The sequence below is a fragment of the Streptomyces bikiniensis genome, from assembly GCF_000716625.1.
Classification (GTDB): Bacteria; Actinomycetota; Actinomycetes; order Streptomycetales; family Streptomycetaceae; genus Streptomyces; species Streptomyces bikiniensis.
This window is the reverse complement of record NZ_JNXJ01000002.1, coordinates 149307-174496: the sequence shown is the minus strand read 5'-3', so window position 1 is coordinate 174496 and position 25190 is coordinate 149307. Positions and strand designations below refer to the sequence as shown.

The 25190-nt window shown below is 72.5% G+C and carries 20 protein-coding genes; 2 read left to right on the top strand and 18 right to left on the bottom strand.

Annotation, left to right across the window (positions count from 1 at the left end; translation table 11 throughout):
• Positions 1-10 precede the first annotated feature (10 nt).
• Positions 11-595, bottom strand: a complete 585-nt coding sequence (gene lspA, locus OO47_RS02020) for a signal peptidase II (RefSeq protein ID WP_030205503.1) — start codon at positions 593-595, stop codon at positions 11-13.
• 384 nt (positions 596-979) lie between these two features.
• Entirely contained in the window at positions 980-1795 is an 816-nt protein-coding gene (locus tag OO47_RS02015; protein WP_030205506.1) for a TraR/DksA family transcriptional regulator, read from the bottom strand.
• A gap of 549 nt (positions 1796-2344) precedes the next feature.
• Here OO47_RS02015 and ileS point away from each other — a divergent pair.
• A complete protein-coding gene (gene ileS, locus OO47_RS02010; protein ID WP_030205509.1) occupies positions 2345-5488 on the top strand; it encodes an isoleucine--tRNA ligase in 3144 nt (1047 codons plus the stop codon).
• 715 nt (positions 5489-6203) lie between these two features.
• Here ileS and OO47_RS02005 read toward each other — a convergent pair.
• The 16 genes from OO47_RS02005 to rsmH form a co-directional block, all read right to left on the bottom strand.
• On the bottom strand, positions 6204-7301 hold the full coding sequence (locus OO47_RS02005) for a DivIVA domain-containing protein (RefSeq protein ID WP_030205511.1): 1098 nt from the start codon (positions 7299-7301) through the stop codon (positions 6204-6206).
• A gap of 64 nt (positions 7302-7365) precedes the next feature.
• Positions 7366-7656, bottom strand: coding sequence for a YggT family protein (locus OO47_RS02000; protein WP_017238790.1), 291 nt, complete (start codon positions 7654-7656; stop codon positions 7366-7368).
• An 81-nt stretch (positions 7657-7737) separates the two neighbouring features.
• The gene (locus tag OO47_RS01995) at positions 7738-8358 is read right to left on the bottom strand and encodes a cell division protein SepF (RefSeq protein WP_030205527.1); all 621 of its coding nucleotides are present in this window, start codon (positions 8356-8358) and stop codon (positions 7738-7740) included.
• Positions 8359-8480: 122 nt separating this feature from the next.
• Positions 8481-9200: a YggS family pyridoxal phosphate-dependent enzyme gene (locus OO47_RS01990; RefSeq protein WP_030205530.1), complete on the bottom strand. Its 720-nt coding sequence runs from the start codon at positions 9198-9200 to the stop codon at positions 8481-8483.
• Entirely contained in the window at positions 9200-9976 is a 777-nt protein-coding gene (gene pgeF, locus OO47_RS01985) for a peptidoglycan editing factor PgeF (protein WP_030205533.1), read from the bottom strand. The genes OO47_RS01990 and pgeF overlap by 1 nt, the downstream gene beginning before the upstream one ends.
• Positions 9973-11190 (bottom strand): cell division protein FtsZ, encoded by a 1218-nt coding sequence (ftsZ, locus tag OO47_RS01980; RefSeq protein ID WP_030205535.1) that lies wholly within the window; start codon positions 11188-11190, stop codon positions 9973-9975. Before ftsZ ends, pgeF begins: the two co-directional genes overlap by 4 nt.
• A 278-nt stretch (positions 11191-11468) precedes the next feature.
• A complete protein-coding gene (locus OO47_RS01975; RefSeq protein ID WP_030205538.1) occupies positions 11469-12272 on the bottom strand; it encodes a cell division protein FtsQ/DivIB in 804 nt (267 codons plus the stop codon).
• A gap of 34 nt (positions 12273-12306) precedes the next feature.
• Entirely contained in the window at positions 12307-13401 is a 1095-nt protein-coding gene (gene murG / locus OO47_RS01970) for an undecaprenyldiphospho-muramoylpentapeptide beta-N-acetylglucosaminyltransferase (RefSeq protein WP_030205540.1), read from the bottom strand.
• Positions 13402-13407: 6 nt separating this feature from the next.
• Complete coding sequence (gene ftsW, locus OO47_RS01965) at positions 13408-14748, bottom strand: putative lipid II flippase FtsW (protein ID WP_030205541.1); 1341 nt, start codon at positions 14746-14748, stop codon at positions 13408-13410.
• 55 nt (positions 14749-14803) lie between these two features.
• Positions 14804-16243 carry a UDP-N-acetylmuramoyl-L-alanine--D-glutamate ligase gene (gene murD / locus OO47_RS01960; protein ID WP_030205542.1) on the bottom strand — a complete coding sequence of 480 codons (1440 nt, stop codon included), beginning with the start codon at positions 16241-16243 and terminating at the stop codon, positions 14804-14806.
• Positions 16225-17295, bottom strand: coding sequence for a phospho-N-acetylmuramoyl-pentapeptide-transferase (mraY, locus tag OO47_RS01955; RefSeq protein WP_030205543.1), 1071 nt, complete (start codon positions 17293-17295; stop codon positions 16225-16227). Before mraY ends, murD begins: the two co-directional genes overlap by 19 nt.
• Complete coding sequence (locus OO47_RS01950; RefSeq protein ID WP_030205544.1) at positions 17292-18716, bottom strand: UDP-N-acetylmuramoyl-tripeptide--D-alanyl-D-alanine ligase; 1425 nt, start codon at positions 18714-18716, stop codon at positions 17292-17294. Before OO47_RS01950 ends, mraY begins: the two co-directional genes overlap by 4 nt.
• A gap of 4 nt (positions 18717-18720) precedes the next feature.
• On the bottom strand, positions 18721-20412 hold the full coding sequence (locus OO47_RS01945) for a UDP-N-acetylmuramoyl-L-alanyl-D-glutamate--2,6-diaminopimelate ligase (protein WP_030205547.1): 1692 nt from the start codon (positions 20410-20412) through the stop codon (positions 18721-18723).
• Between the two features lie 16 nt (positions 20413-20428).
• Positions 20429-22426: a peptidoglycan D,D-transpeptidase FtsI family protein gene (locus OO47_RS01940; protein ID WP_030205550.1), complete on the bottom strand. Its 1998-nt coding sequence runs from the start codon at positions 22424-22426 to the stop codon at positions 20429-20431.
• 7 nt (positions 22427-22433) lie between these two features.
• The gene (locus OO47_RS01935; protein ID WP_030205553.1) at positions 22434-22997 is read right to left on the bottom strand and encodes an FtsB family cell division protein; all 564 of its coding nucleotides are present in this window, start codon (positions 22995-22997) and stop codon (positions 22434-22436) included.
• Entirely contained in the window at positions 22994-23950 is a 957-nt protein-coding gene (rsmH, locus tag OO47_RS01930) for a 16S rRNA (cytosine(1402)-N(4))-methyltransferase RsmH (RefSeq protein ID WP_030205555.1), read from the bottom strand. The genes OO47_RS01935 and rsmH overlap by 4 nt, the downstream gene beginning before the upstream one ends.
• 397 nt (positions 23951-24347) lie before the next feature.
• Here rsmH and OO47_RS01925 point away from each other — a divergent pair, with 397 nt between their 5' ends.
• The gene (locus OO47_RS01925; protein ID WP_030205558.1) at positions 24348-24911 is read left to right on the top strand and encodes a beta-class carbonic anhydrase; all 564 of its coding nucleotides are present in this window, start codon (positions 24348-24350) and stop codon (positions 24909-24911) included.
• The last annotated feature ends 279 nt before the right edge of the window (positions 24912-25190 follow it).

Sequence of the window (25190 nt, the reverse complement as noted above, 5' to 3'; positions counted from 1 at the left end):
GTATGCCTTGTCAGTCCTTGTGGACGGTCCCGTCGGGGTCCAGGCCCCGGAACGACAGGATCACGATGAGGATGCCGCCGCAGACGATCGCCGAGTCGGCGAGGTTGAAGACGGCGAAGTGCGCGGGGGCGATGAAGTCGACCACCGCGCCCTCGAAGACGCCCGGCGAGCGGAAGATCCGGTCCGTGAGGTTGCCGAGCGCGCCGCCGAGCAGCAGGCCGAGCGCGATGGCCCAGGGCAGGCTGTAGAGCTTCCGGGCGAGCCGGATGATCACGACGATCACGGCGGCGGCGATGCAGGTGAAGATGATCGTGAAGGCCTCGCCCATGCCGAAGGCGGCGCCCGGGTTCCGGATGGCGTCGAAGCGGAGCAGGTCCCCGATCACCCGGATCGGCTCGCGGCCCTCCAGCTTCTCGACCACGAGGATCTTGCTGCCGAGGTCGAGCAGATAGGCCAGGAGGGCCACCACGAACAGGGCGACGATCCGGCGCCTGCCCCGGGGACGCTCGACGGGAGCCTCCGTGCCGTCGGAGGCGGCCGACTCGTCGGCCCCTTCTGAATCCGGCGTACCGATGATGCGCTCCGCCTCTGCCACGTGAGTGAGTCCCTCGACCTCGATGCCTGACCGTGCACCGAGGGTACGGCACAGGCGTACGAGAACGGCATCCGAGACCACGGCTCCGCCCGCTCCCCGGCCGCCCCGGCCCGGGCCACCAGGAGGCCACCCGCGGCCGACCCCGCTCCCGCCCCGGGGCCGCCGGCCCGAACGCCGGGCACACCCGCCCGGCGGGCCGCCCGCGGCCTCCGGACCCACCTGCGCCCCCGGCTGCCGACACGCCCTCTCGAACGCCGGTCACACCGTCCGGCGGGCCGCCCGCGGTCTCCGGATCGCCACCGGCCGGCGCCGGAGCCCCGTACCCGTGTCGGCGGCCCGTCCGGGCCGCGTGCCGGGGGCCGCCCGGCACGCGGGCGGCCCGCCTCAGCCGCGCCGTTCCTGGCGCTGCTTGTCCTCGACGCAGAGGGTGGCTCTCGGGAAGGCCTGCATGCGGGCCTTGCCGATCGGCTTGCCGCACACCTCGCACAGGCCGTACGTGCCGGCGTCGAGCCGCTCCAGGGCGTGCTCGGTCTGCTCCAGCATCTCCCGGGCGTTGGCCGCGAGGGCCAGCTCGTGCTCGCGGGTGATGTTCTTGGTGCCGGTGTCGGCCTGGTCGTCCCCGGCGCCGTCGCCCGAGTCCCGCATGAGGCCCGTCAGCTCCTCCTGGGAGTGGGCCAGCTCGCTGCGGAGCCTCAGCACCTCCGCCCGGAGCCCGTCGCGGGCCTCGGCGACCTCCTCCGGCGTCCAGGGGTCCTCGCCCGGACGGACCGCGAGTTCGCCGGTACGGGCCGGGGGCACCGCGGCCCCGTCCTCGACGGTCGTGACGCCACCCGCGGTCTTCTTCGCTGCCACCGTCCTGGCTCCTGTCTGCTTCCGCGCGGACGCCTTCCCGGCGGCCGCCCTCTTCGTCCCGGCCTTCTTGGCGGGCGCACCCGGGGCGGCGGTGTCCTCGGCGGAGGCCGCCTCGGCGGGGGCCGCCGCTCCCGTCTTCTCCACGACGGCCTTCTTGGCCGCCGCGGCCTTCTTCGCGACCGTCTTCTTCGCGGCCGCCACCTTCTTCGCGACCGCCTTCTTGGCGCCCGCTTTCCCGGTCCCCCTCTTCCCGGGGGCCTCCGGTTCCTCCGCGACCGTGGGGTGCCCGGCGACCGCCGTCCGTTTCCCGGCCGTGGTCTTCTTCGCGGCGGTCTTCTTCGCCACCATGTCGCGGCCCCTTCACATTTTGTGATCTTGCTCGCGAATCGTGCTGGGACGATAAATCGGCCCGGGGCCCGCGGCAACGGGGCACGCCGCCGTTCCCACCCGCCCCCGCTCCCCGCCGGGGCGGCCCGCTTCCGTTGTGCCCGGCTCCCCGGCCGGTTATCCGCCCCTCCCCTCCCCCACATGGCCCTGTCCCGGGTCCGGCACCCGCCGTGTGGCCATTCGGGTCATGGAAAACCGGTCCGCCCTCCTTCCCCGGGCGCCGTACACTGGGCCCAGCGAAAGGCTTGGATGGGGACGAGTAGCGTCGTACGCAGCCATGAGCGACCCGGGGACGGTGAGAGCCCGGGGGCGAGCCCGATGTGAAGCATCACCCCGGAGCCGCCGGAAGAAAGCCGCGCCGAGGGGCGCGGCGACTAGACCCGGCGTCGCGACCCCAATGAGGGGGCTTCGGACGGTCGCGTCCGGGGCCAAGGAGGGTGGTACCGCGGGAGCAGCGCTCTCGTCCCTCCGACGGAAGCAGAACCGTCCGTCCGGAGGAGAGTCCGCCGCATGACAGCGCCGCAGTACCGCCAGGTGCCCGCCCAGGTCGACCTGCCCGCCCTCGAGCACGCCGTGCTCGACTTCTGGCAGGAGAACAAGGTCTTCGCGAAGACCCTGGAGCAGTCCGAGGGCCGCCCCGAGTGGGTGTTCTACGAGGGCCCGCCGACCGCCAACGGCATGCCGGGCGCCCACCACATCGAGGCCCGCGTCTTCAAGGACGTCTTCCCCCGCTTCCGGACCATGCGCGGCTACCACGTGGCCCGCAAGGCCGGCTGGGACTGCCACGGCCTGCCGGTCGAGCTCGCCGTCGAGAAGGAGCTCGGCTTCTCCGGCAAGAAGGACATCGAGGACTACGGCATCGCCGAGTTCAACGCCAGGTGCCGCGAGTCCGTGACCCGCCACACCGACGCCTTCGCCGAGCTGACGACCCGGATGGGCTACTGGGTCGACCTGGACGACGCGTACCGGACCATGGACCCCTCGTACATCGAGTCGGTCTGGTGGTCGCTGAAGCAGATCTTCGAGAAGGACCTGCTGGTCCAGGACCACCGGGTCGCCCCCTGGTGCCCCCGCTGCGGCACCGGCCTCTCGGACCACGAGCTGGCGCAGGGGTACGAGACGGTCGTGGACCCCTCGGTCTACGTCCGCTTCCCGCTGACCTCCGGCCCGCTGGCCGGCCGCGCGGCGCTCCTGGTCTGGACGACGACCCCGTGGACCCTGGTGTCCAACACGGCGGTCGCCGCCCACCCCGAGGTCACCTACGTGGTCGCCACCGACGGCGACGAGCAGGTCGTCGTCGCCGAGCCGCTGGTCGACAAGGCGCTCGGCGAGGGCTGGGTCACCACCGGCGAGACCTTCACCGGCAAGGACATGGAGCGCTGGACGTACCGGCGTCCGTTCGAGCTGATCGAGTTCCCGGAGCCGGCGCACTACGTCGTCAACGCCGAGTACGTGACGACCGAGGACGGCACGGGTCTGGTCCACCAGTCCCCCGCCTTCGGCGAGGACGACCTCAAGGTCTGCAAGGCGTACGGCCTGCCGGTCGTGAACCCGGTCCGCCCCGACGGCACCTTCGAGGAGGACATGCCGCTGGTCGGCGGCGTCTTCTTCAAGAAGGCCGACGAGAAGCTGACCGCCGACCTGGACGCGCGCGGCCTGCTCTTCAAGCACATCGCGTACGAGCACAGCTACCCGCACTGCTGGCGCTGCCACACGGCCCTGCTCTACTACGCGCAGCCGTCCTGGTACATCCGCACGACCGCGGTCAAGGACCGCATGCTCGCGGAGAACGAGAAGACCAACTGGTTCCCGGAGTCGGTCAAGCACGGGCGCTTCGGCGACTGGCTGACCAACAACGTCGACTGGGCCCTCTCCCGCAACCGCTACTGGGGCACCCCGCTGCCGATCTGGCGCTGCGAGGACGGGCACCTCACCTGCGTGGGCTCGCGCGCGGAGCTGACCGGGCTGACCGGCACCGACCAGTCGGGCCTGGACCCGCACCGCCCGTACATCGACGCGGTCACGTTCGCCTGCCCCGAGGACGGCTGCTCCCTGGAGTCCGTCCGGGTCCCGGAGGTCATCGACGCCTGGTACGACTCGGGCTCGATGCCGTTCGCGCAGTACGGCTACCCGTACGAGAACAAGGAGCTGTTCGAGAGCCGCTACCCGGCGCAGTTCATCTCCGAGGCGATCGACCAGACCCGCGGCTGGTTCTACACGCTGATGGCGGTCGGCACCCTGGTCTTCGACAGGTCGTCGTACGAGAACGTGGTCTGCCTGGGCCACATCCTCGCCGAGGACGGCCGCAAGATGTCCAAGCACCTGGGGAACATCCTCCAGCCGATCCCGCTGATGGACCAGCACGGCGCCGACGCGGTCCGCTGGTTCATGGCGGCCGGCGGCTCGCCGTGGGCGGCCCGCCGGGTGGGCCACGGCACGATCCAGGAGGTCGTCCGCAAGACCCTCCTGACGTACTGGAACACGGTCGCCTTCCAGGCCCTGTACGCCCGTACGTCCGGCTGGGCGCCGAGCGCGGCGGACCCGGCCCCGGCCGACCGCACGGTCCTCGACAAGTGGCTGCTCTCCGAGCTGAACACGCTGGTGGCCGAGGCGACCGAGGCGATGGAGTCGTACGACACCCAGCGCACCGGCAAGCTCCTGTCGGCGTTCGTGGACGACCTGTCCAACTGGTACGTGCGCCGCTCCCGCCGCCGCTTCTGGCAGGGCGACAAGGCGGCCCTGCGGACCCTGCACGAGGTCGTGGAGACGGTCACGCGCCTGATGGCCCCGCTGACCCCGTTCATCACCGAGCGGGTCTGGCAGGACCTGGTCGTCCCGGTGACCCCGGGCGCCCCGGAGTCGGTCCACCTGGCCACCTGGCCGGAGGCGGACGCGTCCCTGATCGACGGCGCCCTCTCCGAGCAGATGCTGCTCGTCCGGCGCCTGGTCGAGCTGGGCCGCGCCACCCGCGCCGAGTCCGGCGTGAAGACCCGTCAGCCGCTCTCCCGCGCCCTGGTCGCGGCCAACGGCTTCGCGGCGCTCTCCCCCGAGCTCCAGGCCCAGATCACGGAGGAGCTGAACGTCTCCTCGCTCGCCTCCCTCTCCGAGGTCGGCGGCTCGCTGGTCGACACGACGGCCAAGGCGAACTTCCGGGCCCTGGGCAAGCGCTTCGGCAAGGGCGTCCAGGACGTGGCCAAGGCGGTGGCGGCGGCCGACGCGGCGGCCCTCTCCCTGGCGCTGCGCTCCGGCGAGGCGCCCCTGGAGGTGAACGGCGAGACGATCACCGTCACCCCCGAGGAGATCATCATCACGGAGACCCCCCGCGAGGGCTGGTCGGTCGCCTCGGACGCGGGCGCGACGGTCGCCCTGGACCTGGAGATCACCCCGGAGCTGCGCCGGGCCGGCCTGGCCCGTGACGCGATCCGGCTGATCCAGGAGGCCCGCAAGAACAGCGGCCTGGACGTCGCCGACCGCATCGCCCTGCGCTGGACCTCGGACTCCGAGGAGACCACGGACGCCCTGACGGCCCACGCGGCCCTCATCGCGGACGAGGTCCTGGCGACGGACCACGCGAACGGCGAGGCCGACGACAGCTACGGCGCCCCGTTCACGGACGACTCCCTCGGCCTGACGTTCCGCCTCCGCAAGGCGTAACCGACACGACGAAGGCCCGGCTCCCCCGCTCCGGGGAGGCCGGGCCTTTCGCTTTCCCCCACCCCGCCCCTTCCCGAAACCCCGCCGGGGGCGGGACGGCGGTGCGAAGCCGCCGGGGGTGGGTGCTGCCCGGCGTACCGGGCCCCGGTGTCCCGGCGGCACGAAGCCGCCGGAACGGGGAACAGCCAGAGACGGGAACAGCCTGGGACCGGCACGGCCAGAGACGGGCACAGCCTGGGACCGGCACGGCCAGAGACGGGCACAGCCTGGGACGGGCACGGCCCCGGACGGGCATGGCCCCGGACGGGCCACTGGCCGGGACGGGCCACGGCCCCGCACGGCCCACTGGCCGAGACGGGCCACGGCCCCGCACGGCCCACTGGCCGAGACGGGCCACGGCCCCGCACGGCCCACTGGCCGAGACGGGCCACTGGCCGCCGCCGGCCCGGCGTGCCGGGGCCCGGTGTCCTCGCGGCGCGAAGCTGCCGCGTTCAGGAGTCGGGGCTCCGCCCGTGCCTCCTCCGGGGCCCGGGGCGGAGCCCCGGTTTCGGGAAGGGGCGGGGTGGGGAACGGCCCGCCGCAGGCGCTCCCGCCCCCGACCCGCACCCGCACCCGCCCCGTGCGCCCCCACGACGAAGGGCCGGCCCCCGGTTTCCCGGGAGCCGGCCCTCGTAGCCTGCCGACGGCTACGCGCTCGTCGCGCGACCGCCCGCCGTCAGTTGTCGTCCTCGTCGATCAGGAAGCCCCGCATCGGCGCCGGAGCCTGCTGCATCGGCTGCGGTGCCTGCGGACGGACCGGAGCCATCGGCTGGGTCATCGCCGGGGACATCTGCTGCTGACCACCGCCGTAGGACGGGGCACCGCCCATGGACGGACCGCCGCCCATCGTGCCGCCGCCGTAGGACGGCGCACCGGCGCCGGCCGAGGCCATCGACGGGGCCGGCGGCAGGGAGGCCGCGGCCGGGGTGCGCGGCGGGGCGAGCGAGTCGTCGGCCTGGGTCTCCAGCTGGCGCAGCTGCGACTCCAGGTACGACTTCAGACGCGTGCGGTACTCGCGCTCGAAGCCCCGCAGGTCCTCGACCTTGCGCTCGAGGGTGGCGCGGGCGGACTCCAGGGAGCCCATCGCGACGCGGTGCTTCTCCTGCGCGTCCCGCTCCAGGGCGTCGGCCTTGGCGCGGGCGTCCCGCTCCAGGCCCTCGGCGCGCGAGCGCGCCTCGCCGACGATCTTGTTGGCCTCGGAACGGGCCTCCGCGATCGCCTGGTCGGCGGTCTGCTGGGCCAGCGAGAGGACGCGCGCGGCGCTGTCGCCGCCCGGTCCCTGCGCGGGCTGCTGCTGCATCTGCTGCGGGTGGCCCATCGGGCCGCCCTGCATCGGGCCGGGACCCATCGGTCCACCCTGCATGGGGCCGCCCTGCATCGGGCCGGGGCCCATGGGCCCGCCCTGCATGGGGCCGCCCTGCATGGGGCCGGCGGGAAGCTGTGGAGCACCGGAAGGCAGCTGCGGCGGGCCCATCTGCGGCGGCTGCTGCTGGACCGGCGGTCCGGATATGGCGGCGGGTACCGGGGCCCCGGGACCGACGGGACGATCCTGCTGCTCCGGGGGCTTGCGCATGCTCTGCTGCTGCTGGTTCTGCGCGGCGGCACGCGTCGCGGCGGCCAGCTTGGCGCGCAGGTCCTCGTTCTCGCGGAGCAGGCGGGTCAGCTCGGCTTCGACCTCGTCGAGGAAGGCATCGACCTCGTCCTCGTCATAGCCTTCTCGAAGGCGGACGGTCGTGAACTGCTTGTTCCGCACGTCCTCGGGAGTCAGCGGCATCTCTTCTTCACCTCTACGTAGTCGTCGGCAGTCGGCAAGACCGTATCGTCCACGGGCACCTCACTCACCTCGCGAAGCTGCTCACGATGGAGATCAGGATGTAGACGATGATCATCAGAACGAAGAAGGACAGGTCGAGTGCCACGCCCCCGAGACGCAGCGGCGGGATCAGCCGCCGCAGGAGCTTGAGCGGTGGATCGGTGACAGTGTAGGTGGCCTCAAGGACGACCACCATCGCCTTACCGGGTTGCCATGAACGGGCGAACTGGAAGACGTAGTCCATGACAAGCCGGACGATCAGGAGGACGAGGAAGCACATCAGCACGATGTAGACCACCTGTAGTGCGACGCCCATCCCGCGTTTCCCTCTCCCCTGGCTTGCGTGCTCTCGCTCGTCCGGCCGCCCTCGCGACCGGTCCGTCCGGTTCCTGTGTTCTCAGCTCTGGTTGAAGAATCCGCCCTCTGCGATCCGGGCCTTGTCCTCCGCCGTGACATCGACGTTAGCAGGCGACAACAGGAACACCTTCTGCGTCACGCGCTCAATGCTGCCATGGAGCCCGAAGACGAGTCCGGCGGCAAAGTCGACAAGTCGCTTCGCGTCCGTGTCGTCCATCTCCGTGAGGTTCATGATCACCGGGGTGCCCTCACGGAAGTGTTCCCCGATGGTACGGGCCTCGTTGTAGGTCCGGGGGTGCAACGTGGTGATGCGGTAGGGCTCCCGCTCGGACACGACCTTGGGCATGATCACCGGTGCGTTCTTCTCCAGGCTCGGGCGTTCGGGTGTGATGGATGCCACGGGGGCAATTCGGGCCGGACGTCCGCTTTCGGCGAGTACCGGGACAGAATGGGCGACCGGCTCCCGGGGAGCCGGGGGCTTCACCACACGCACCGGTTCCTCGTGCTCCACCTGTCGCGGGGGGACGTGACGCCGGTCGCGCTCGGGCTCCGGCTCCAGCTCGGGTTCGAAGTCGTCGTCGGGGTCGAAGCCCCGGCCGTCGTACCCATCGTCCTCCACGAGGCCGAGGTAGACCGCCATCTTGCGCATCGCGCCGGCCATTCTCCGATTCCTCCGCTCTGTGGTGGATCGGCCTCGTCACCAAGTGCCGGCGATCCACGGGCCGTCCCGCCGTTCTGCGGAATGACCATATTTTCTGCTGTGGTCCGACTTGCTTCGCGACGTTACCCGAGCTTCGGGCGGACACCGAGTACCGCCGTACCGACGCGTACGTGTGTCGCCCCGGCGGCGACGGCCTCTTCGAGGTCTCCGCTCATCCCCGCGGACACCATGTTCGCAGCCGGACGGGTCGCGCGCAGGGCAGTCGACAAATCCATCAACCGGTCGAAGGCCGCGCGGGGCTCCCCGGCGTACGGGCCGGCGAGCGGGGCGACCGTCATCAGGCCGTCGAGCCGCAGCCCGGGGGCGGCGTCCACGGCCGCCGCCAACTCCTCGATCCCGTCGGGCGACACGCCGCCGCGGTCGCCCCGCTCGCCGGACTCCGCGTCGAGCGCGACCTGGATCAGGCAGCCGAGTTCGCGCTCCTCCCTCTCCGCCGCGGCGGAGAGGGAGGAAACGAGCTTCGGGCGGTCGACGGACTGTACGACATCGGCATAACCGACCACCGACTTGACCTTGTTCGTCTGCAACTGGCCCACGAAGTGCCAGGCGAGGTCGAGATCGGCACAGGCGGCCGCCTTGGGCGCGGCGTCCTGGTCCCGGTTCTCGGCGACGTGCCGGACGCCCAGGCCGTGGAGGATTCTCACGTCGCTCGCGGGGTAGGTCTTGGTCACCACGATCAGGGTGACCTCCTCGCGCGCGCGTCCCGCGGCGGCGCAGGCGGCGGCGATGCGCGCCTCCACGCGGGCCAGGTTCTCGGCGAGTTCCGCCGTGCGGTCCGTCATCAGCTCTTTCCTGCCGGGGATCCGGGGGTCGCACCCCGGGAGGACTCGGCGTCCAGCCAGACATATCCCGCGAGTCGCCCCGTGGTGCGGTCGCGGCGGTACGAGTAGTGGTCGCGGGACTCCAGGGTGCAGACCCCGGCGTCCTCGACGTCCCGGACCCCGAGCCGGGCGAGTTGCGCGCGCACTCCGGCGGCGACGTCGACGGCGGGGGTCCCCCAGGAGGTCTCCGCGGCGGCGGCCGGTTCGACGGCGGCGACCTCGTCGCGCATCGCCTCCGGCACCTCGTAGCACCGTCCGCAGACGGACGGTCCGGTGCGGGCGACGATCCGGGCGGGGTCGGCGCCCAGGCCGGTCATGGCCTCCACGGCGGCCGGGACGACCCCGGCGACCATCCCGGGGCGCCCGGCGTGGGCGGCGGCCGCGACCCCGGCGACGGGGTCGGCGAGCAGGACCGGGACGCAGTCGGCGGTGAGGACGGCGAGGGCGAGCCCGCGCCGGGTGGTGGCCAGGGCGTCGACGGAGGGGATCTCCGCGTCCCCCCAGGGGCCTTCGACCTCGGCGACGTCCGCGCCGTGCACCTGGTTCATCCAGACCACCCGGGCCGGGTCGAGTCCGAGGGCCCCGGCGGCGAGCGACCGGTTGGCGAGCACGGCCCCGGGGTCGTCGCCCACCGCGCCGCCGAGGTTGAGCTCCTCGTACGGAACGGCGCTCACCCCGCCCCACCGGTCGGTGAAGGCGAAGTGCGCGCCGTTCGCGTCGAAGCGACGTCCTATCACTTCAGGAAGTCCGGGACGTCCAGCTCCTCGGCCTGGCTGTCCGCGTACGGACGGGCCGGGGGGACCACCGGCGGGGCCGGGGTCAGCGGGGCCTCGTTGACGACCGGGGCCGGGGGCTCGACCGGCGCGGGGGCCGGGTCCTCGCGGGGGGTCACCGTGCCGAGGCCGCCCAGCGGGCGGGAGGTCTCGGTGGCGCGGGGCGCCGGGGCGGGCTCCTCGCGCTTGGCGGAGACCGAGCCGATGATGTTGTCCCGGCGGGCCGGCGGCTGGCCGCCGTCGAAGCCGGCCGCGATGACGGTGACCCGGACCTCGTCGCCGAGGGCGTCGTCGATGACGGCGCCGAAGATGATGTTGGCCTCGGGGTGGGCCGCCTCGCTGACCAGCTGCGCGGCCTCGTTGATCTCGAAGAGACCGAGGTCGCTGCCGCCGGAGATGGAGAGCAGCACGCCGCGGGCGCCGTCGATGGAGGCCTCCAGGAGCGGCGAGGAGATCGCCATCTCCGCGGCGGCCACCGCGCGGTCGTCGCCGCGGGCGGAGCCGATGCCCATGAGGGCCGAACCGGCCTCGGACATGACCGACTTGACGTCGGCGAAGTCGAGGTTGATCAGACCCGGGGTGGTGATGAGGTCGGTGATGCCCTGGACACCGCTCAGGAGGACCTGGTCGGCCGACTTGAAGGCGTCGAGCACGGAGACCTGGCGGTCCGAGATCGAGAGCAGCCGGTCGTTGGGGATGACGATGAGGGTGTCGACCTCTTCGCGGAGCTCGGCGATGCCGTCCTCCGCCTGGTTGGCGCGGCGGCGGCCCTCGAAGGTGAACGGCCGGGTGACCACGCCGATGGTGAGGGCGCCGAGCGAACGCGCGATGTTGGCGACGACGGGGGCGCCGCCGGTGCCGGTGCCGCCGCCCTCGCCGGCGGTGACGAAGACCATGTCGGCCCCCTTGAGGACCTCCTCGATCTCCTCGCGGTGGTCCTCTGCCGCCTTGCGACCGACGGCCGGGTTCGCCCCGGCCCCGAGGCCGCGGGTGAGTTCACGGCCGACGTCGAGCTTGACGTCGGCGTCGCTCATCAACAGCGCTTGCGCGTCGGTGTTGATCGCGATGAACTCGACGCCCTTGAGACCGACCTCGATCATTCGGTTGATGGCATTGACACCACCGCCGCCGACACCGATGACCTTGATGACTGCGAGGTAGTTCTGCGGTGCTGCCACGTCGAAGGCCTCTCGCCTCGAGTTACGTGTCGCCACCGCGCGGTTGGCCGCGCTGTGACGACGGATGCCGATTGGGACGGTCCGAAACGCCGACCCAAACCCTAACGTTGAAGTTTAGGGTTACCAGTGTCTCTGTTCGCTGGACTCTTCCGAACAGGACACTAAGTCGACAAGCGGCGCACGTTCAACGAACACGCCGAACCTCCCGTTTTTCTTTTCACCCTATGTGATCACCCGTAGCGCTGGCCAACCAGGGTGCTGGCCAGCGGTGATGCGCGTCAACTCCCCGACGAGGCGGGCGCCGTGGGAGCACTTACGTCGAAGTGCCCCGCTTTGGGGGTGGCCTTCATGAGGGCGGTCAGGACCCGGGCCTTGACGGGGCCGTGTTCGCCGCTGCCCCAGAGGACGGTGCGGCCCCCGGTCAGCTCCAGTGTGACGGAGTCGTACGAGGTGACGCGGACGACACGGGTGTCCCGGGCGACCTCCGCCGGGAGTTCGCCCCGGACGCGCACCGCCTCCTTGAGCAGCCGGTCCGCGCCGAAGCGGCGGAGGCTCGGGGAGGCGGTGGCGTCGAGGACCAGCAGCGGGACGCCCCGGGGGGCGGTGGCGACGGTGGCGAACCGCACGCCGTTCGTGTCCACTTCGGTGAACTTTCCGCCCTTTTCGATGAGCAGGGCCGGTTTCCGTTCCGTCACTTCGAGTCCGATTCCGTGCGGCCAGGACCGGACGACCTCGATCGACTCGATCCGCGGCAGGAGTTGCCGGGTCCGGGCCTCGATCGCGTCGGTGTCGACGGAGGCGAGCGGGGTGCCGAGCGGGACGGCGGCGGCCTTCTCGACCTCGGCCGGGGTCAGGACCCGGGTGCCGGAAGTCTTCACACGTTCCACACGGAACCAGTCGGAGCCGTAGAGCGCCCAGACCGCGCCGGCGGCGACCGCGACGAGGCCGAGCACGGAGAGCAGGAGCCGGGACGCGGGCACCCGGAACCTTTGATTCCGGGCACCCGGCCGGGCCGGACCGTCCGACGGGCCCCTCGACCCGCGTGCGCCGCTCTTCTCGGCGGTCGTCGGTGCGGTTGCCACCCGGCGCCTCCTGCCTTCCGTCCGGAGCGCCGCGCTACGCCTGGCGGCGGGCGGCGATCGCCTCGTACACCATGCCGACGAGCAGGTCGTCGGCGTCCCTGCGGCCGAACTCGGCGGCGGCGCGGGACATCTCGTACAGCCGGTGCGGATCGGCCAGTACGGGCAGGACGTTGCCCTGCACCCACTGCGGCGACAGCTCCGCGTCGTCGACGAGGAGTCCGCCGCCGGCCTTGACCACCGGCTGGGCGTTGAGCCGCTGTTCGCCGTTGCCGATGGGCAGCGGGACGTACGCGGCGGGCAGTCCGACGGCGGAGAGCTCGGCGACGGTCATCGCGCCCGCGCGGCAGAGCATCATGTCGGCCGCGGCGTACGCGAGATCCATCCGGTCCACGTACGGTACCGGTACGTACGGCGGCATACCGGGCATGTTGTCGACGCGCGGCACCTCGTTCTTCGGGCCGACCGCGTGCAGGATCTGGATGCCGGAGCGCTGGAGCACCGGGGCGACCTGCTGGATCACCTCGTTGAGGCGCCGGGCGCCCTGTGAGCCGCCCGAGACGAGCAGCGTCGGCAGGTTCGGGTCGAGCCCGAACGCGGCGCGCGCCTCGGGGCGCACCCGGGCCCGGTCGAGGGTGGCGATGGTGTGCCGCAGCGGGATGCCGATGTAGCGGGCGTCACGGAGCTTGCTGTCCGGGGTGGCGACGGCGACCCCGGCCGCGTACCGCGAACCGATCTTGTTGGCCAGGCCGGGCCGGGCGTTGGCCTCGTGGACCACGATCGGCACCCCGAGCCGCTTGGCGGCCAGGTAGCCGGGCAGCGCCACGTAACCGCCGAAGCCGACCACGCAGTCCGCCCTGGTGCGCTCCAGGACCTGCTCGGCCGCCTTGATCGTGCCGCGCAGCCGCCCGGGGACGGTGATCAGCTCGGGGGTGGGCTTGCGGGGCAGCGGTACGGCGGGGATGAGGGCCAGCTCATAGCCCCGCTCGGGCACGAGCCGGGTCTCCAGGCCCTTCTCCGTGCCCAGCGCCGTGATCCCCGTGCTGGGGTCCTGCCTGCGCAGGGCGTCCGCGAGGGCGAGCGCGGGCTCGATGTGGCCGGCGGTCCCCCCGCCGGCGAGTACGACATGCACCGAAATTCACCGCTCTCCGGACGGGCGCTTCTTGACGCGCCGTCGCATCGACTTCCATCTCTTCCCGGCCCGCTTGCCCCAGCCGGGGCGGCGCATGGCCAGGGCCGCTTTCGCGGCGGGTTCCTGTCGCGCGAAGGCGATGAGGAGCCCGACGGCGAACATGGTCGGCAGCAGGGCCGACCCTCCGTAGGAGAACAGCGGGAGCGGGACACCGGCGATCGGCAGCAGGCCGAGCACCGCACCGATGTTGACCACGGCCTGCGCCGTGATCCAGGTGGTCACACCTCCCGCGGCGAACCTCACGAAGGGGTCCTCCGTGCCTCCGGCCACGCGGATACCCGCATAGCCTAGAGCCGCGAACAGGGCGAGTACCGACAGCGTCCCCGCGAGGCCCAGCTCCTCGCCGGCGACCGCGAAGATGAAGTCGGTGTGCGCCTCGGGCAGTTGGCCCCATTTCTCCACGCTCGCACCGAGCCCGGATCCGAACCATCCGCCCGACGCCAGAGCATAGATTCCGTGCGCGGCCTGGAGGCAGGGGGCTCCCTCGCCGCCGGGGTCGGACGCGCCGATGCACTGGAAGCGGTCCATCCGGTGCGGGCTGGTCCTGATGAGCAGGGTCCCGAGGACGCCGGCCACCGCGAGCACCCCGACGAAGAGCCGGGTGGGCGCGCCGGCCGTCCACAGCAGGCCGAAGAGGATCGTCGTGAGGACGATCGCGGTGCCCATGTCCCCGCCGAGCATGATGAGCCCGAGCAGCATGAAGGCCACCGGGACCAGCGGCACCAGCATGTGCTTCCACTGGGTGAGCAGCTTCGTGTCCTGCTTGCGGGCGAGCAGGTCGGCCCCCCACAGGATCAGCGCCAGCTTGCCGAACTCGCTGGGCTGGAGCATGAACGGGCCGCCCAGCGAGATCCAGTTCTGGTTGCCGCCGATGTTGTGCCCTATCCCGGGGATCTGCACGAGGACCATCAGGAAGACCGCGCCGACCAGGATCGGGTAGGCGAGGGCCCGGTGCAGCTTCACCGGCATCCGGGAGGCGGCCAGGAGCAGCCCGGCGCCCAGGAGCGCGGCGAGGAACTGCTTCCGGAAGAAGTACGACGGCACCAGCTCGTAGCGGAGCGCGGTGATCATCGAGGCGGAGTAGACCATCACGAGCCCGAGGGCGGTGATGAGCATCCCGGCGCCGATGATCACGTAGTACGCCGTGAGAGGGCGGTCCCAGGCCTTCCTGGCCCGCTCGTGGAGCCCCCGGAGCCCCCCGCCGCGCGTCCGCCGCGGGGTCGCGGGAGTCCGCCCCCCGCCGCGTGCGGCGGGGGGCCGGCGCGTTCCGGCGGTCTTGCTCGGCATGGTCGCCGTCCCCTCCGGTCGTGTCCGGTGCGGCCGGACCCTCCCACTGGTCGGGTCAGGCGTCCCCGGTGGCGGCGAGGGCGCGGACCGCGTCCGCGAAGGCCTCGCCGCGCGTGTTGTAGTTGGTGAACATGTCCATCGAGGCGCAGGCCGGGGCGAGCAGGACCGTGTCCCCGGGGCGGGCGAGCCGGGCCGCCTCGCGGACCGCCTCGGACATCGCCCCAGTGTCGGTCCGGTCGAGGTCGACCACCGGGACCTCCGGGGCGTGTCGCGCCAGGGCTTCGCGGATCAGGGCCCGGTCGGCGCCGATCAGGACGGCCCCGCGCAGCCGCTTCGCGGACTTCTGGACCAGCTCGTCGAAGGTCGCGCCCTTGGCGAGGCCGCCGGCGATCCAGACGATCGGGTCGTAGGCGGCCAAGGAGGCTTCCGCGGCGTGGGTGTTGGTGGCCTTGGAGTCGTCCACGTACGTGACTCCCCCGACCTCCTCGACCGGTTCGATGCGGTGCGGGTCGGGCCGGAAGGCCTTCAGGCCGTCCCGTACGGCCCTGGCGTCGACGCCGAAGGCGCGGGCCAGGGCGGCGGCGGCCAGGGCGTTGGCGACGTTGTGCGGGGCCGGGGGCTGCACGTCGGAGACCTCGGCGAGCTCCTGGGCGTTCTTCTGCCGGTTCGGGGCGAAGGCCCGGTCGACGAGGAGGCCCTCGACGACGCCCAGTTCGGAGGGGCCGGGGGTGCCGAGGGTGAAGCCGATCGCGCGGCAGCCCTCCTCGACGTCGGCCTCGCGGACCAGGTCCTCGGTGGCCTTGTCGGCGGTGTTGTACACGCAGGCGACCCGGTTGCCCTCGTAGATGCGGCCCTTGTCGGCGGCGTACGCCTCCATGGAGCCGTGCCAGTCGAGGTGGTCGGGGGCCAGGTTGAGGACGGCGGCCGAGTGGACGCGGACCGAGGGCGCCCAGTGGAGCTGGTAGCTGGAGAGCTCGACGGCGAGCACGTCGTACTCCTGCTCGCCGAGGACGGCGTCGAGGAGCGAGACGCCGATGTTGCCGACGGCGGCGGTGCGCAGTCCGGCCGCCTCCAGGATGGAGGCGAGCATCCGCACGGTCGTGGTCTTGCCGTTGGTGCCGGTGACGGCGAGCCAGGGGGCGGCTCCGGGGCCCCGGAGCCGCCAGGCCAGTTCGACGTCGCCCCAGACCTCCACGCCCGCCTCGGCGGCGGCCGCGAAGAGGGGCTTGTCGGGGCGCCAGCCGGGGGTGGTGACGATCAGCTCGGTGCCGGCCGGCAGGGTGTCGCCGTCGCCGAGGCGGACGGTGATCCCCTCGGCCTCCAGTGCGGCGGCCTGGGCCCGGGAGCGCTCGTCGTCGCCGTCGTTGACGACGGTCACGCGGGCGCCGAGGGCGCCGAGGGCGCGGGCGGCCGGGATGCCGGAGACGCCGAGTCCCGCGACGGTGACGTTCTTGCCGTTCCAGTCGAGCCGCTCTGTCACTTGTCCGCTGCCCATCCCGCGTAGAAGAGGCCCAGGCCCACGATCACGCACATGCCCTGGATGATCCAGAACCGGACGACGACCAGGACCTCGGACCACCCCTTGAGTTCGAAGTGGTGCTGGAGGGGGGCCATCCGGAAGACGCGCCTGCCGGTGAGCTTGAACGAGCCGACCTGGATGACCACGGACATCGTGATCAGCACGAACAGGCCGCCGAGCAGCGCGAGGAGGAGCTCCGTACGGGAGCAGATGGCGAGGCCGGCGAGGGCGCCGCCGAGGGCGAGCGAGCCGGTGTCGCCCATGAAGATCTTGGCGGGCGAGGTGTTCCACCACAGGAAGCCGAAGCAGGCGCCCATGAGGGCGGAGGCCACGACCGCGAGGTCCAGCGGGTCGCGGACCTCGAAGCAGGCGTTGGGGTTGGTGAGGGTCAGCGCGTTGGCACAGGACTCCTGGAACTGCCAGAGCCCGATGAAGGTGTACGCGCCGAAGACCATCACGGAGGCGCCGGTGGCCAGGCCGTCCAGACCGTCCGTCAGGTTCACGCCGTTGGACATGGCCAGGATCATGAAGAGCGCCCAGACCACGAAGAGCACCGGGCCGATGGTCCAGCCGAAGTCCGTGATGAAGGAGAGCTTCTCGGAGGCCGGGGTGAGTCCGCGCGAGTCGGAGAACTGGAGCGCGAGCACCGCGAAGGCGATGCCCACGATCAGCTGTCCGGCCATCTTCGCCTTGGCCCGCAGACCGAGCGACCGCTGCTTGACGATCTTGATGTAGTCGTCGAGGAAGCCGACCAGGCCCATGCCCGCCATCAGGAAGAGGACGAGCACGCCGGAGTACGAGACGGGTTCACCCGTGATGACCTTGGCCAGCGCGTACGCGATGAGCGTGGCCAGGATGAAGGAGATGCCGCCCATGGTGGGCGTGCCCTTCTTCCCGGCGTGGCCGCGCGGGCCGTCGTCCCGGATGAACTGCCCGTACCCCTTGCGGGCGAGCAGCTTGATGAGCAGCGGGGTGCCGATCAGGGTCAGGAAGAGCCCGATGGCCCCCGCGAAGAGGATCTGCCTCATCGGCCGGTGACCTCGCCCTCGGTGTCGAGGAGAGCCAGGGCGACCTGTTCGAGACCGACCGACCTGGAAGCCTTCACAAGGACGACGTCCCCCGGGCGCAGCTCACTGCGCAACAGGTCGACCGCCGCCTGCGCGTCGGACACGTGCACCGACTCCTCACCCCACGAACCCTCGTTATATGCGCCCAGTTGCAGCCAGGACGCTTCCCTGTCCCCGACCGCCACGAGCTTGCTGACGTTGAGCCGGACGGCGAGCCGTCCGACCGCGTCGTGCTCGACGAGCGATGCGTCCCCGAGCTCGGCCATCTTGCCGAGCACCGCCCACGTACGGGCCCCCCGGGCCTGTGCGGCCCGGCCCATGGCCGCGAGCGCGCGCAGGGCGGCCCGCATGGACTCGGGGTTCGCGTTGTAGGCGTCGTTGACGATCGTCACGCCGTCCGGACGCTCGGTGACCTCCATGCGCCAGCGCGACAGGGAGCCGGCCTCGGAGAGCGCGGTGGCGATCTCTTCGACAGGCATGCCCAGCTCGTGCGCGACGGCGGCCGCGGCGAGCGCGTTCGACACGTGGTGCTCACCGTACAGGCGCAAGGTCACGTCGCTGCACCCGGTGGGTGTGTGAAGGCGGAAAGAGGGCCTCCCGGTCTCGGTGAGGTGGACGTTCTCGGCACGTACGGCCGCTTCGTCCGCTTCTCCGAACAGGGTCACGCGGGCCTTGGTGCGGTCGGCCATCGCGCGCACGAGGGGGTCGTCGGCGTTGAGGACCGCCACTCCCCCCTCGGCCTCGGCGGGAAGCGACTCGACCATCTCGCCCTTCGCCAGGGCGATCTGTTCGCGGCCGCCGAACTCGCCGATGTGGGCGGAGCCCACGTTGAGGACGAGGCCGATGCGGGGCGGGGTCAGGGTGGTGAGGTAGCGGATGTGGCCGATGCCCCGGGCGCCCATCTCCAGGACCAGGTGCCGGGTCTCCTCGGTCGCGGTGAGCGCCGTGAGGGGCAGTCCGATCTCGTTGTTGAGCGATCCGGGCGTCCACACGGTGGGCGCGTGCCGCTCCAGGACCTGGGCGATCAGGTCCTTGGTGGAGGTCTTGCCCGCCGAGCCGGTGAGGGCGACGACGTCGGTGCCGAGGCGTTCGACGACGGCGCGGGCGAGGGCCCCGAGGGCGGTCTGGACGTCGTCCACGACGATCGCGGGCACGCCGACGGGGCGGGCGGCGAGCACGGCCGTCGCACCCGCCTCCACGGCGCGCCGCGCGTAGTCGTGGCCGTCGACGCGCTCACCGGCGAAGGCGGCGAAGAGGCTGCCTTCCCGCACCTCGCGGGAGTCGATGACGACGGGCCCGGTGATCCGGGCGGCCGGGTCCGGTATGTCGTGCGCCTGCCCGCCGACGATTTCGGCGATCTCGGCGAGGGAGAGGGCGATCACTGCTTCATCCCTGACTGTTCTGGTGACTGGCTTCGGCACTGCCGCCCGACGGGGCGGTCCGGGCCTTCTGTTCGAGGATCGCGGCGCGCAGGACCTCGCGGTCGTCGAAGGGGCGGACGGCCCCGGCGATCTCCTGGCCCTGCTCGTGGCCCTTGCCCGCGACCAGGACGGTGTCGCCCGGCCGGGCGCGGGCGACGGCCGCGGCGATCGCGGCGGCGCGGTCGGCGAGGACGAGGACCTCGCCGCGCTCCTCCGCCGGGACCCCGGCGGCGCCGGTGAGCATGGCGGTGAGGATGGCGAGGGGGTCCTCGGAACGGGGGTTGTCCGAGGTCAGCACGGCGGTGTCGGCGAGCCGCGCGGCGGCGGCGCCCATCGGGCCGCGTTTGGTGACGTCCCGGTCGCCGCCGCAGCCGATGACCACGTGCAGCCGGCCCTCGGTGACCTCGCGCAGGGAGCGCAGGACCGATTCGACGGCGTCCGTCTTGTGCGCGTAGTCGACGACCGCGAGGTACGGCTGTCCGGCGTCGACGCGCTCCAGGCGGCCGGGGACGCCGGGGACGGCGGCGACGCCCTCGGCGGCGGCCTTCGGGTCGAGGCCCGCGGCGGCGAGGACGGCGATCGCGGCGAGGGTGTTGGCGACGTTGAACGGGCCGGGCAGCGGGGCGGTGGCGGCGATCCGCTCGCCCCCGGGGCCGACGGCGGTGAACGTCGAGTCGTGGGAGCCCAGGACGAGGTCCTCGGCGCGCCAGTCGGCGTCGGTGCGGCCCTCGGCGGAGAAGGTGAGGACCGGGACGCCGGCCTCCTTCACGAGCCTGCGGCCGTACGCGTCGTCGAGGTTGACCACGCCCAGGCGGCTGCGCTCGGGCGTGAAGAGCCCGGCCTTGGCCCGGAAGTAGTCCTCCATGTCGGAGTGGAACTCCATGTGCTCCGGGCTGAGGTTGTTGAAGACGGCGACGTCGAAGACGCAGCCGTCGACCCGGCCGAGCACGAGGGCGTGGCTGGAGACCTCCATGGCGACGGCCTCGACGTCCCGTTCGCGCATGACGGCGAAGAGGGCCTGGAGGTCGGTGGCCTCGGGGGTGGTGCGCTCGGACTTGACGCGCTCGTCGCCGATCCGCATCTCGACGGTGCCGACGAGTCCGGTGCGCCGTCCGGCGCCGCGCAGTCCGCCCTCCACCAGGTAGGCGGTGGTGGTCTTGCCGGAGGTGCCGGTGATGCCGATCTTCAGGAGGCCGGCGCCGGGCCGTCCGTAGATCTCGGCGGCGAGTTCGCCCATCCGGCCGCGCGGGTCCTCGACGACCAGGACCGGCAGGCCGGTGGCGGCGGCGCGGTCGGCGCCCGCCGGGTCGGTGAGGATCGCGGCGGCGCCGAGTCCGGCGGCCTGGGCGACGAAGTCGGCGCCGTGGAGGCGGGCGCCGGGCAGGGCGGCGTACACGTCGCCGGGGCGCACGGCCCGGGAGTCGTGGGTGATGCCCGAGACCTCGGCGTCCCCCGGGGTGTCGGTCCCCAGGTGCGCGGCCAGGTCGCCCAGGGGTGTCGGGCGGACCCGCTCCGGCCGTGGCGGGGTGGTTCGGTACTGATCAGCGTGTGGCACGGCGGTGAGCGTACCGGGCCCACCCTGTGGGGGGCCAAAAGAGGCCGGGGCCTCGCCGGAGTTCGATTTCCGGTTCCCGGAATGGGGGGTGATCGTTGTCACTGGTGCTCCCGGAGTGTCACGGGGTGGGGTCGAAGGTGACCGGCAGTCGGGCGGGCGCGCTGCCCGTGGGGGCGATGTGGAGGGTCTTGAGGGCGAACTCCATGACCTTCTTGTAGATGGGGCCGCAGATCTGGCCGCCGAAGTAGCTTCCCTTGGTGGGGTTCTGGATGGCGCAGTAGACGGTGATCCTCGGCGCGTCGGCGGGGGCGAAGCCGGCGAAGGAGGCGGTGTAGCCCTTGTAGCGGCCGAGTTCGGGGTCGACGCGGTTGGCGGTGCCGGTCTTTCCGGCGACGCGGTAGCCGGGGATCGCGGCGCGGGTGCCGGTGCCCTCCTCGTCGTCGACGACGGACTCCATCATGGCGGCGAGGGTCTTGGCGGTCTTCTCGCTGACGACGCGGGACTCCTCGGGCCGGGGGGCCGGGGTGAAGCGCCCGTCGGGGCCCCTGGTGCCGCGCACGAGGGTGGGGGCGGTCCGTACGCCTCCGTTGGCGACGGTCGAGTACACGGAGGCGGCCTGCATGGCGTTGACGGAGAGGCCCTGGCCGAAGGGGATCGTGTACTGCTGCGAGGTGGACCAGTCCTTCGGCTTGGCGAGGATGCCGGGGGTCTCCCCGGGGTAGCCGAGGCCGGTGGGGCTGCCGATGCCGAACTTGCGCAGGTAGGAGTGGAGCACCTCGTTGGACTCGGCCTGGGTGGCGCCGAGCCGGCCGGTGGCGAGGATGGTGCCGATGTTGCTGGACTTGGCGAGGACGCCGTTGAGGGTCAGGTACCAGGTCTCGTGGTCGACGTCGTCCTTGAAGAGCCGGTCGCCGCGGTGGAGCCGGTTGGGGACGGTGACGTGGGTGCCGGGGGCGGCCTTGCCCTCCTCCAGGACGGCGGCCATGGACATGACCTTGCTGGTGGAGCCGGGCTCGTAGGCGTCCTGGAGGGCGGCGTTGCCCATGGCGGCGGCGTTGGCGGCGGAGAGGTCGTTGGGGTCGAAGCCGGGGGCGTTGGCCATGGCGAGGACCTCGCCGGTGCGGGTGTCCTGCACGATGACGTAGCCGCGGTCCGCCTTGGACTTCCTCACCTGCTCGGTGATGGCCTGCTGGGCGGCCCACTGGATGTCCCGGTCGATGGTCAGCTCGATGTTCGCGCCGGGGACGGCGGGGGTGCCCCGGGAGCCGGCGGTGGGCACCTGGCGGCCGCCGGACTGGGTGAAGCGGATCTTGCCGTCCTTGCCGGCGAGGTCCTTGTCGAGCATGGACTCCAGACCGCCGGCACCCCGGCCCTCGGCGTTCACGTAGCCCAGTATCCCGGCGGCGAGTTCGCCGTTCGGGTAGACGCGCTTGGTGCTGGGCTCGCTGAGGATGCCGCCGAGGAGGTTGATCCCGTTGCCCCCGGCGGAGGGCTGGGACTTCTGCCCGTAGACCTTCTTGAGGTCCTTGATCTGGTTCCACACCTGCGGGGTCTGCTTGCGGGCGAGGAGGGTGTAGCGGGACTTGGGGGTGCGGAGCTTCTTCGCCAGCTCGGCGGGCTGCTTGCCGAGGATCGGGGCGAGGAGGGCGGCCGCCTGCTCGGGGGCGTCCGCGACCTTGCTCTCCTCCGGGGTGAAGAGCTTGGGGTCGGCGGTGATGTCGTACGCGTCGACGCTGGTGGCGAGCGCGATGCCGTTGCGGTCGGTGATCTCGCCGCGCTCGGCGGAGAGCGTGTACTCCTGGAAGCGGTACTTGTCGGCCTTGGCGGCGTACGCGTCGGCGTCGACGGCCTGGACCTGGAGCAGCCGGACGACGAAGACCAGCATGACGAGGGTCAGGCCGAGGGAGACCAGGCGCAGCCGGGGCCGGGGGTTGCCGAGCTTGATGGTCCGGGGCCGACGGGCCGGGGGCCGGGGCGCGGTCCGCTGCGCGGCCGGGCGCGGCGCGGGGCGGGGCGCCCGGGTGCCGCCGGAGCCGGGGGCCGCCTGGGCGGGCCGGGGGCGGGCGGGCCGTGCGGGGCCGGGGACGCGGCGGCGCGGGGGCTCCTTGGGGGGCACTGCTCGGTCACCTGCCGGAGGTCGTGGGAGCGGTTGCGGGCGCGGTCGGGGCCGGGCCGGTGGCGGCTGTGGTGGGGCCCGCGCCGGCGGTGCCGGTGGACTCCGCGCCGGCGGTCGCGGGAGCGCCGGCCGGTGCGCCCGCGACCGCCGGCTGCCCCGGGGAGTCCGTGGCGGAGGCCGTCGGCGTCGGGCTCGGCGTCGGGAAGGGGGCGGCGGAGGGCCGGCCGAGGACCTTGCCGTCCGGGCCGAGGAAGGCGGGGCTGCCGCCCGGGACCATGCCGAGCTCGCGGGCCCGCCGCTCCAGGGCGTCGGGGGCCGCGTAGTCGTCCACGTCCCGCTGGAGCGCCTGCTGCTCGTCGGTGAGTTCGGTGGTCCTGTTCTTCAGCTCGTTCAGCTGGAAGGAGCCCTGGTTGAGCGCCGAGTTCAGCAGGAGCAGGCTGATCAGGCCGCCGCCGAGCAGGACGACGACGAGCAGGACGAAGGGGGTGCGGGCGGCCGTGCTGGGCCCCGACGGCATGAGCCGTCCGAGCCGCGCGGCCCGCCCTTTGAGGGGCCCCTTCGCCGTGCTCACAGGACGTCTTCCCGGATGCGCTCGGCGCCCCGCAGCCGGGCCGGGGCGGCGCGCCGGTTCTCGGCGACCTCCTCCTCGGTGGGCAGTTCGGCGCCGCGGGTGAGCAGCTTCAGACGGGGCTGGTACTTCTCCGGGACGACCGGCAGACCGGGCGGGGCGGTGGTGGCCGCGCCGGCCGCGAAGACCTGCTTGACGATCCGGTCCTCCAGGGACTGGTACGAGAGGACGGCGACCCGGCCGCCGACGGTGAGGGCCTTCACGGCCGCCGGGATCGCCCTCTCGACGCTGTCGAGTTCGTGGTTGACCTCGATGCGCAGGGCCTGGAAGGTGCGCTTGGCCGGGTTGCCGCCGGTGCGCTTGGCGGCCTGGGGCAGGGCGTCGCGGATGAGCTCGACGAGCCGGGCGCTGGTGGTGAACGGCTCCTTCTCGCGCTCGCGCACGATCGCGGAGACGATCCGCTTGGCCTGCTTCTCCTCGCCGTACGCGCGCAGGATGCGGACCAGTTCGCCGGGCGGGTAGGTGTTGAGGACCTCGGCGGCGCCGATGCCGGTCGACTGGTCCATGCGCATGTCGAGCGGGGCGTCCTGGGCGTAGGCGAAGCCGCGGTCGGCCTCGTCCAGCTGCATGGAGGAGACGCCCAGGTCGAACAGGACGCCGTCCACCTTCGGGATGCCGAGCCGGTCGAGGACCTCGGGCAGTTCGTCGTACACCGCGTGGACGAGGGTGGCCCGCTCGCCGTAGGGGGCGAGCCGTTCGCCGGAGAGCCTCAGGGCCTCCTTGTCCCGGTCGAGGGCGACGAGCCGCACCTCGGGGAACCTCTTCAGCAGGGCCTCGCTGTGGCCGCCGAGCCCCAGGGTGCAGTCGACGACGACCGCGCCGGGGCGCTCCAGGGCGGGGGCCAACATGTCCAGGCACCGCTGGAGCATCACCGGGACGTGTCGGTCGTTGCTCAATGCGCCCTCTCGGGTCGGGCACGGGGGCACGTACCGCCGGGTCCCCGCCCGCTCGCCGGGGGAGAAGCGGTCGTCCGGCGCCGGAGGGGCGCGCGGGCCGACCGGCGAGCGGGAGGAGGCCGAGCCGTGGGTACCGCCGCGCACACGGGGGAGAAACCGCGGAAACCGCTCGTTGTCTCCGTGGACTCCGCGCCACTTTAGTCCACGGGCCCCGCCGGTCAATCAACCCGCTGGCGCGTCGCACGGCCCCGGCGGTCCCGGGGGACATTCCGGGCGGCTCACTCGTTCGGGGCGTGCCTCCCGCCCCCTGTGGATTAGCTCACAACAAGGTTCATTGACGTTCTTTGTCCCCTCTCACAGCGGGCCGGGGAGGTCCGTGCCCGTTAACGTCTGAACCATGACGACCTCCGCGCACCCCGCCGCCGAAGCCGTACCGACCGGTTCCACGGTCACCGACCGCCTCGTCGCGGCGAACGAACGCTACGCCTCCGACTTCACCGACCCGGGGATGGACGCGCGCCCCGTGCTGGGCGTCGCCGTCGTCGCCTGCATGGACGCCCGCCTCGACCTGCACGCGGCCCTCGGCCTCGAACTCGGCGACTGCCACACCATCCGCAACGCGGGCGGCGTGGTCACCGACGACGTGATCCGCTCCCTCACCATCAGCCAGCGCGCCCTGAAGACGCGCAGCGTGGTCCTGATCCACCACACCGGCTGCGGTCTGGAATCGCTCACCGAGGAGTTCCGGCACGAGCTGGAGATGGAGGTCGGCCAGCGTCCGGCCTGGGCGGTCGAGGCCTTCCGCGACGTGGACCAGGACGTCCGGCAGTCGATGCAGCGGGTGCGGACCTCCCCCTTCCTGCTGCACACCGACGACGTGCGTGGCTTCGTCTTCGACGTGACGACCGGCCTGTTGCGCGAGATCGACCCGTCGGACGCCCCCGCCGCCGGCCGGGCCTGAACCCACCGGGCCCGGTCGGCCGGGCCTGAACCGATCGGGCCCGGCCGGCCGGGCTTGGGCCTGTCCGGCGGATCAGGGTCGGGTGGGCCGCGGCGTCCGGTGCGGTGGCTCGCAAGGCGCCGGAGCGTCTCGACAGCGGAGCTGTCGGGGCGTTTCGGCAACGCGGCGAGGCGCCGTGCCGGGCGTCGCGGGCCCGGCCATGATCCGCCGGACAGGCCCAAGCGGTCGAAACTCCGGCATTTCCTCCGTACTTGTCGGCAGCCGAGTGACACGACCCGG

Excerpts from the sequence above, each read along its gene's own strand:
- ftsW (WP_030205541.1), bottom strand. The coding sequence starts at position 14,748 with ATGCCGAGCAAGACCGCCGGAACGCGCCGGCCCCCCGCCGCACGCGGC.
- OO47_RS01990 (WP_030205530.1), bottom strand. The coding sequence starts at position 9,200 with ATGACGGACCGCACGGCGGAACTCGCCGAGAACCTGGCCCGCGTGGAG.
- mraY (WP_030205543.1), bottom strand. The coding sequence starts at position 17,295 with ATGAGGCAGATCCTCTTCGCGGGGGCCATCGGGCTCTTCCTGACCCTG.
- ileS (WP_030205509.1), top strand. The coding sequence starts at position 2,345 with ATGACAGCGCCGCAGTACCGCCAGGTGCCCGCCCAGGTCGACCTGCCC.
- OO47_RS01925 (WP_030205558.1), top strand. The coding sequence starts at position 24,348 with ATGACGACCTCCGCGCACCCCGCCGCCGAAGCCGTACCGACCGGTTCC.
- OO47_RS02015 (WP_030205506.1), bottom strand. The coding sequence starts at position 1,795 with ATGGTGGCGAAGAAGACCGCCGCGAAGAAGACCACGGCCGGGAAACGG.
- OO47_RS02005 (WP_030205511.1), bottom strand. The coding sequence starts at position 7,301 with ATGCCGCTGACTCCCGAGGACGTGCGGAACAAGCAGTTCACGACCGTC.
- OO47_RS02000 (WP_017238790.1), bottom strand. The coding sequence starts at position 7,656 with ATGGGCGTCGCACTACAGGTGGTCTACATCGTGCTGATGTGCTTCCTC.
- OO47_RS01995 (WP_030205527.1), bottom strand. The coding sequence starts at position 8,358 with ATGGCCGGCGCGATGCGCAAGATGGCGGTCTACCTCGGCCTCGTGGAG.
- murD (WP_030205542.1), bottom strand. The coding sequence starts at position 16,243 with ATGGGCAGCGGACAAGTGACAGAGCGGCTCGACTGGAACGGCAAGAAC.